The sequence below is a fragment of the Pseudomonas fragi genome, from assembly GCF_002269505.1.
Classification (GTDB): domain Bacteria; phylum Pseudomonadota; class Gammaproteobacteria; order Pseudomonadales; family Pseudomonadaceae; genus Aquipseudomonas; species Aquipseudomonas fragi_D.
Window position 1 is genome coordinate 52801 of record NZ_NQKQ01000032.1, and the last position, 7229, is coordinate 60029.

The following is a 7229-nucleotide window of genomic DNA, read 5'->3' on the forward strand; positions in this document are numbered from 1 at the left end:
ACATTTTTGTTTCTGGGAGTAAGTATGACCGCATGTATCCGTTTGTCGCTTGCTGGCTGTTTTTTGGCCTTGAGCCTGCCGGTAATGGCATCGCCTGCCGGGCATTTTGATTTCGGTCAGCCCGCACCTGCCGCCAGCGCCACGCGCACGGTTGAAGTCGACATGACTGATATTGCCTTCACGCCAAAGTCGCTGGATGTGAAAGCCGGTGAAACGGTGCGTTTTGTCCTGGTCAACAAAGGGCAGTTGTTGCACGAGTTCAACCTGGGCAATGCGGCGATGCACGCGGCACACCAGAAAGAAATGCTCGAAATGCAGCAAAGCGGCATGCTCACCCCGACCGGCATGGGGCATGACGGCATGGATCACTCAGCAATGGGCCACGGTTCCATGAATATGCCCGGCATGAAGCACGATGACCCCAACAGCGTGCTGGTCGAACCGGGTAAAACCGCCGAGCTGACCTGGACCTTCACTCGCGCCGACAACCTGGAATTTGCCTGCAATGTGCCCGGCCACTACCAGGCCGGGATGGTCGGCAAGGTCAAGGTTGCGCCTTAAAACGCCCTGATCGTCAGTCAACGCTGAAAGCCTGGCTTAAACCCGATAGAATTGCCGGGTTTTTCTAGCCAGGTTTTTGTCATGCATCCCGCCGCCGAACATTCCCCGCTGGGCAAGTCCAGTGAATACATCAGCACCTACACCCCGTCCTTGCTGTTCCCGATCCCGCGCGCGGCGAAATGGGCCGAGCTGGGGCTGAGCGCCGAAACCCTGCCTTATGTCGGTGTGGATTTCTGGACCTGCTTCGAGCTGTCCTGGCTGCTGCCCTCGGGCAAGCCGGTGGTGGCCATCGCCGAGTTCTGCTTTGCCGCCGATTCGCCGAATATTGTCGAGTCCAAGTCGTTCAAACTTTATCTGAACTCGCTGAACCAGACGGTGTTTGCCGATACGCCAAGCCTTGAAGCCACGTTGCGTGCAGATTTGTCAGCCGCATCCGGCAAGCCTGTCAGCGTGCGCGTACGCAGCCTGGATGACGTTCAGGCTGATGGCGTAGCTGTATTGCCGGGTGTGTGCATTGATGACCTGGATATCACGGTCAGTGATTACGCGCAGCCGCGTCCTGAATTGCTCAAGTGTGATGATTCGCAGGTAGTTGAAGAAAGCGTCTACAGCCACTTGCTCAAATCCAACTGCCCGGTCACCAGCCAGCCGGACTGGGGCACGGTGGTGGTCGAGTACCGTGGTGCGGCACTGGATCACGCCAGTTTGCTGGCGTATCTGGTGAGCTTTCGCCAGCACTCGGACTTTCATGAGCAGTGTGTGGAGCGGATCTTTCTCGACCTGCAACGTTTGCTCAAGCCCGAGAAATTGACCGTGTATGCGCGTTATGTGCGCCGTGGCGGGCTGGATATCAACCCGTACCGCAGCACCGAAGCGGTCGAGTTCCAGAATGTGCGGTTGGTGCGTCAGTAATACGATTCAGCCTTGTGGGAGCGAGCAAGCCCGCTCCCACAGCGTTCAGGGCATTGCTCAGCCGTTATTCAACGCCTTGGCCTGCTCCAGCACCGCCTCGACATGCCCCGGCACTTTCACGCCGCGCCACTCGTGGCGTAGCACGCCGTCCTTGTCGATCAGGAACGTGCTGCGGTCCACGCCCAGGTACTCCTTGCCGTACAGCTTTTTCAGCTTGATCACGTCAAACAGCTGGCACAGGGCCTCGTCCTTGTCGCTCAGCAACTCAAACGGGAAGCCCTGCTTGGCCTTGAAGTTCTCATGGGACTTGAGGCTGTCGCGGGACACACCAAACACTTCGGTATTGGCCGCCTGGAACTCGGCGTAATGGTCGCGAAAGCCCTGGCCCTCAGTGGTGCAGCCCGGTGTGCTGTCCTTGGGGTAGAAGTAGATCACTACTTGTTTGCCCTTGAGTTGCGACAGGCTGACGGTTTTTTCACTCGTTGCCGGGATCTGGAAATCGTCTACGGGTTGGTCAATTGCAACAGCCATTGAGTCGGTTTCCTTACATCGGGTTCTGTGGGCGCCATGGTTCGATCAGTGCATCCAGGTTCAGCGCGTCAGCGAAGTCCAGGAACTGATCACGCAGCCAGCTGATTTGTACGCCGGCGGGCAAGGTCACGGTGAAGGTAGCGTTAAGCATGGTGCCGCCGGTTTGTGGGGCCTGATAGGTGTCGCATGTCAGGTTTTCCAGCTCGACGTTGTGGTCCATGAAGAACTGGCACAGCTCGTTGATGATATCCGAGCGGTAGGCCGAGCTTACATAGGCCACGTACGGCAGTGCCTGCGGGCGGGTTTCGAGGGCGGCACTGCGCACTACGTTGACGCTGAACGCGTGCTTTTTGGCCAGCGCAGGCAAGCCTGCTTCAAGGCGTGCCAGAGCGTCCCAGCTACCGGTAACTTCCAGAACCAGGGCGCTGCATTCGCCGTGGCGAGTCAGGCGCGAGGTCACGACAGCGCAGCGATTTTCATGGCTGGCGCGGCACAGCACGTTAGTCAGCTCCATTGGGTTGGCGCCAAGGGCACTGATGACAAGGAATTGTTCGCGAACTGTGGGGGTGGACATTCAGCCTTCCTAAAACGATGAGCGGTCAGTACGGTCGATGGCAGGCAAGTTGAATATCAGGTAACACTTGAGCGTCAGAAGCCCGTCAATACAGCGTTCCAGCCGGTTTGCAGGCTCTGCAAACCGCGCTCGGCGGTGTTTGGGCGGGGCTTTTGGCGCTTGCTGAAGGCCTGTGAAACAGACTTGCGCGCACATCAGTACCAATCAAAGGCTGAAGGGTAGCGAAAAGCAACGCGAAGGGGAATGCTCATCGGGCGCGCTGTTGCTTGTGCAAGGGTCATGGCGCCAGTACCATTACGGCTCTCTTTTTCCGGCAGGAGCGGTTGCATGATTGCGGGCAGTATGGTGGCACTGGTCACACCTATGGATGCACAAGGTCGTCTTGATTGGGACGCTCTGAGCAAACTGGTGGACTTTCACCTGCAAGAGGGCACCAACGCCATTGTTGCCGTTGGCACCACAGGTGAATCGGCAACTCTGGATGTGAACGAACACATTGAAGTGATTCGTCATGTCGTCAAGCAGGTTGCAGGGCGCATTCCGGTGATTGCCGGTACAGGCGCCAACTCGACGCGTGAAGCGATCGAACTCACCACCAATGCAAAGGCCGCTGGCGCCGATGCATGTCTGCTGGTGACACCGTATTACAACAAGCCGACCCAGGAAGGCCTGTACCAGCACTTCAAGGCGATCGCCGAAGCGGTCGATATCCCGCAGATCCTGTACAACGTTCCGGGCCGTACGGCCTGCGACATGCTGCCGGCCACCGTGATCCGCCTTTCCACCGTGCCGAACATCATCGGCATCAAGGAAGCCACCGGCGACCTGACGCGCGTACCGACCATCCTGGACGGTGTGAGCAGCGATTTCCTGGTGTACTCCGGCGATGACGCCACCGCAGTCGAGCTGATCCTGCTCGGCGGCAAGGGCAATATCTCGGTAACCGCCAACGTTGCCCCGCGTGACATGAGCGACCTGTGCGCCGCTGCGATGCGTGGCGATGCCGACACTGCCCGTGCGCTGCACGAAAAGCTGATGCCGCTCAATAAAACCCTGTTTATCGAATCCAACCCTATCCCCGTGAAATGGGCGCTGCATGAGATGGGCTTGATGTCGGACGGTATCCGTCTGCCACTCACCTGGCTCAGCGAGCCTTGCCACGAACCACTGCGTCAGGCAATGCGCCAGTCCGGTGTCTTGGTTTAATTGAGGAAGCACTACGCATGAAGCGATTGGCCGGACTTTCCGCACTAGCCGTGATTATTTCCAGCACCAGCGGCTGCGGTTGGCTGTGGGGTCAAGAGGGTTACTTCCGCGACCGCGGCAGCGATTACCTGGAGGCGCGTCAAACCGCCCCGATGCAATTGCCGCCGGGTGTCCAGACTGACAAGCGCCTTGTGCCGCTGTTGCCGATCCCCAGCAACGTCCCTGACGACAACGTCAAGGGCGAGTTTGAAGTGCCGCGTCCGCAGCCCTTGGCTGTAGCCGCCAGTGCCAGCGATTTCAGCCTGCAAAAAAGCGGCGATAGCCGTTGGGTAATGGCGCAGCGTTCGCCGTCAGAAGTCTGGCCGGTAGCGATGCAGTTCTTCCAGGACAACGGCTTCCGTATCGACGAGCAGCGCCCGCAAACCGGCGAGTTCACTACGAGCTGGCAGCGTGCTGACGAGCTTTCCGCTCCGATCGCCCGCCATGTGGGCAGCAGCGGCCTGGCCGCCGACAGCGAGACCCGCCTGCGGGTACGCATCGAGCCGGGTGTGCAGCGCAATACCAGCGAAATCTACGTGGTCAGTGCCAACCGCCCGGCCGGTAGCAGTGCCAACGTTGACTTTGGCAACCGCTCGGTCAACACCGGTCTGGATGCAGCCCTGGTTGATGAAATGCTGATCAGCATGAGCCGTAACGCCGAGAAGGGCGGTTCGGTTTCACTGCTGGCTGCGCGTGATTTCGACACCCCTGCACGTGTGAGCCTGAACGAAGACGGCAGTGGCAACCCGGTGCTGACCCTGACCGAAGACCTCGATCGTGCCTGGTCCAGCGTAGGTCGTGCACTTGAACAGGGCGAATGGCGCGTTGAAGACATCAACCGCACATTGGGCCTGTACTACATCAACCTTGCCGAAAAAGCCGAGAAGAAGGATGAGAAACCTGGTTTCTTCTCCGGTCTCTTTGGCAGCAAGCCGGACAAGGAAGAAGTTGAAGCCCGTGCCCAGCGCTATCAGGTTCGCCTGAGCAAGGTGGGTGAAAACGTGCAAGTGACCGTCGAAGAAAACATCAACACCGTTGCCTCGCCAGAAGTGGCGCGCAAGGTGCTGGGCGTTATCCAAGACAACCTGGGCTGATTGTATGCGTTTTGCCGTTCTCGGCAGTGGTAGCCAAGGGAATGGCACGCTGATAGCCAGCGACAGCACCTATGTTCTGGTCGATTGCGGTTTCTCGTTGCGAGAAACCGAGCGTCGTTTGGCCAGGCTGGGCGTCAGCGCCCACCAGTTGAGCGCGATTCTGGTCACCCACGAACATGCCGACCACGTGCATGGCGTGGGTTTGCTGTCGCGGCGCTACAATTTGCCGGTGTATATGAGTCGCGGTACCCAGCGCGGGATGCGCAAGCCTCTGGAGGCCGCCGGTTACGTGGCAGGTGGCCAGACGCTGCAAATCGGAGCCTTGAACATCAGTGTGACCCTGGTCGCCCATGATGCCCAGGAACCCACCCAGTACGTATTCAGTGACGGCAAGCGGCGGTTTGGCTTGCTGACCGACCTGGGTTCGTATTGTGCTGGCGTGCTGGACAGCTATCGCGACCTGGATGCGCTGATGATTGAAGCCAACCACTGCCGGGACCTGCTTGCCCGTGGTCACTACCCTGCTTTTCTCAAGCGCCGGGTAGGGGGCCAGGAAGGACATTTGAACAACCATCAGGCCGCAAGCCTGGTGGCCGAGTTGGGCTGGCAAGACCTGCAACATCTGGTACTGGCCCACCTCAGCAGCAAGAACAACCTGCCGCAGCTGGCCCGGCAATGTTTTGTCGACACCCTTGGGTGCGACCCGGACTGGCTGCAACTGGCCGATCAAGATTCAGGGCTCGACTGGCGCACAATCGCCTAGCCCACCTACTTAGCATGCGGAGCCCATCATGGAAAAACGTGAAGAACTCTATCGCGGTAAAGCGAAATCGGTTTACAAGACCGACGACGAAAACCGCTTGATCCTGCTGTTTCGCAACGACACTTCGGCGTTCGACGGCAAGCGTATCGAACAACTTGATCGCAAGGGCATGGTGAACAACAAGTTCAACGCCTTCATCATGCAGAAACTCGAAGAAGCCGGCGTGCCGACCCAATTCGACAAGCTGCTGGGCGACAACGAATGCCTGGTGAAAAAACTCGACATGATCCCGGTCGAGTGCGTTGTGCGTAACTACGCAGCGGGCAGCCTGGTCAAGCGCCTGGGTGTAGAAGAGGGCATGAAGCTCAACCCGTACACCTTCGAGCTGTTCCTGAAGGACGACGCCAAGGGCGACCCGTTCATCAACGAATCCCACGTAGTGGCTTTCGGTTGGGGCACTGCCGAGCAACTGGTTCGCATGAAAGAACTGTCGCTCAAGGTCAACGACGTACTGAACAAACTGTTCGACGACGCCGGCTTGCTGCTGGTCGACTTCAAACTTGAGTTCGGCGTATTCCACGACGGTTCGATCGTCCTGGGTGACGAATTCAGCCCGGACGGCTGCCGTCTGTGGGACAAGGCTACCGGCAAGAAAATGGACAAGGACCGCTTCCGTCAGGGGCTGGGCGACGTTATCGAAGCCTACGAAGAAGTTGCAAACCGCCTCGGCGTCCCGCTTTAACCAGTAAAGGCGCGCAAGCAACTGATACAGCGCGGTTTTTTTGAAAAAAGGCTTTGCCATAATCAAAAACCGCGCTATTATTCGCGCCGTTGGAGAGATGCCAGAGTGGCCGAATGGGACGGATTCGAAATCCGTTGTACTGGCGACAGTACCTAGGGTTCGAATCCCTATCTCTCCGCCATTATTTGAAGAGCCCCGCAGATTAACGTCTGCGGGGCTTTTTCGTTTCTGGCATTTGACCACTCTAACCACCCAAAATATTTTTCCAGTAAGCCCTTTCCAATCAACTTGGGATTCAGGTGGCGGGGAATCCGTGTGATAGGAGACGTGTCGAACGACTACGTCCTATTGAGCTGATTCTCCCCTCACGGAATCGCCGAGTCCCGCACCACCACTCAATGGCATCATCAAGGCGGATCAACTCCCACCGTTTCCTCTGCTGTACACGCTAAAAGCGACGTTCGCCATCTAACCCAGGCGGACAACATCGTCCTTAAATCTTGAGTCCGGAAGGTGTGTTGGCCGTTCCATTAGGTCGGTTGCATAAAGTTGCAGTATTTAATTGCAGCTATGCGGCGAAATATATAGAGTCTCTTGCACGAATAATTATCATTATTATTTATTCGGGGGGATGAAAATGTCGGAAGTACTTCAGCTTGGCGCAACCTTTGTTGGCGCTCAACCAACTAGCACAGGTTATTCCACCTCGGTTAATTTCTCCCCAAGGCCCGGCGGTCTCAAGGAACAAGTGCAACAGTCAGTTAATTTTTCTGAGCATGCTAATCACGAAACTGGGCATTCCCGCCT

General features: G+C 57.6%; 8 protein-coding genes and 1 tRNA gene. 7 read left to right on the plus strand and 2 right to left on the minus strand.

The genetic code is table 11. From position 1 onward, the window contains the following. Window positions 1-24 precede the first annotated feature (24 nt). Window positions 25-561, plus strand: coding sequence for a copper-resistant cuproprotein CopI (gene copI, locus CJU81_RS21315; RefSeq protein ID WP_095038143.1), 537 nt, complete (start codon window positions 25-27; stop codon window positions 559-561). An 81-nt stretch (window positions 562-642) separates the two neighbouring features. Then, entirely contained in the window at window positions 643-1473 is an 831-nt protein-coding gene (queF, locus tag CJU81_RS21320) for an NADPH-dependent 7-cyano-7-deazaguanine reductase QueF (protein ID WP_095038144.1), read from the plus strand. Window positions 1474-1530: 57 nt separating this feature from the next. Here the strand turns inward: queF and CJU81_RS21325 are convergent, their stop codons facing one another. Together CJU81_RS21325 and CJU81_RS21330 are read right to left on the minus strand one after the other, a co-directional pair. Next, the gene (locus tag CJU81_RS21325; protein ID WP_088379329.1) at window positions 1531-2004 is read right to left on the minus strand and encodes a peroxiredoxin; all 474 of its coding nucleotides are present in this window, start codon (window positions 2002-2004) and stop codon (window positions 1531-1533) included. 13 nt (window positions 2005-2017) lie between these two features. Then, window positions 2018-2578, minus strand: coding sequence for a glycine cleavage system protein R (locus CJU81_RS21330; protein ID WP_016780071.1), 561 nt, complete (start codon window positions 2576-2578; stop codon window positions 2018-2020). Window positions 2579-2905: 327 nt separating this feature from the next. On the opposite strand from CJU81_RS21330, the gene dapA reads away from it, so the two are divergent. From dapA to CJU81_RS21355, 5 genes are all read left to right on the plus strand, one after another. Next, window positions 2906-3784 carry a 4-hydroxy-tetrahydrodipicolinate synthase gene (gene dapA / locus CJU81_RS21335; RefSeq protein ID WP_095038145.1) on the plus strand — a complete coding sequence of 293 codons (879 nt, stop codon included), beginning with the start codon at window positions 2906-2908 and terminating at the stop codon, window positions 3782-3784. Window positions 3785-3801: 17 nt separating this feature from the next. After that, window positions 3802-4917 carry an outer membrane protein assembly factor BamC gene (bamC, locus tag CJU81_RS21340; protein ID WP_095028482.1) on the plus strand — a complete coding sequence of 372 codons (1116 nt, stop codon included), beginning with the start codon at window positions 3802-3804 and terminating at the stop codon, window positions 4915-4917. 4 nt (window positions 4918-4921) lie between these two features. After that, the gene (locus tag CJU81_RS21345) at window positions 4922-5680 is read left to right on the plus strand and encodes an MBL fold metallo-hydrolase (protein WP_095028481.1); all 759 of its coding nucleotides are present in this window, start codon (window positions 4922-4924) and stop codon (window positions 5678-5680) included. Between the two features lie 28 nt (window positions 5681-5708). Then, window positions 5709-6422, plus strand: a complete 714-nt coding sequence (gene purC / locus CJU81_RS21350; protein ID WP_019410660.1) for a phosphoribosylaminoimidazolesuccinocarboxamide synthase — start codon at window positions 5709-5711, stop codon at window positions 6420-6422. A 91-nt stretch (window positions 6423-6513) separates the two neighbouring features. Beyond that, window positions 6514-6603: transfer RNA gene (locus tag CJU81_RS21355), tRNA-Ser, on the plus strand. The last annotated feature ends 626 nt before the right edge of the window (window positions 6604-7229 follow it).

Coding starts and splice junctions, on each gene's coding strand:
- bamC (WP_095028482.1), top strand. CDS start 3,802: ATGAAGCGATTGGCCGGACTTTCCGCACTAGCCGTGATTATTTCCAGC.
- copI (WP_095038143.1), top strand. CDS start 25: ATGACCGCATGTATCCGTTTGTCGCTTGCTGGCTGTTTTTTGGCCTTG.
- queF (WP_095038144.1), top strand. CDS start 643: ATGCATCCCGCCGCCGAACATTCCCCGCTGGGCAAGTCCAGTGAATAC.
- purC (WP_019410660.1), top strand. CDS start 5,709: ATGGAAAAACGTGAAGAACTCTATCGCGGTAAAGCGAAATCGGTTTAC.
- CJU81_RS21325 (WP_088379329.1), bottom strand. CDS start 2,004: ATGGCTGTTGCAATTGACCAACCCGTAGACGATTTCCAGATCCCGGCA.
- CJU81_RS21345 (WP_095028481.1), top strand. CDS start 4,922: ATGCGTTTTGCCGTTCTCGGCAGTGGTAGCCAAGGGAATGGCACGCTG.
- dapA (WP_095038145.1), top strand. CDS start 2,906: ATGATTGCGGGCAGTATGGTGGCACTGGTCACACCTATGGATGCACAA.
- CJU81_RS21330 (WP_016780071.1), bottom strand. CDS start 2,578: ATGTCCACCCCCACAGTTCGCGAACAATTCCTTGTCATCAGTGCCCTT.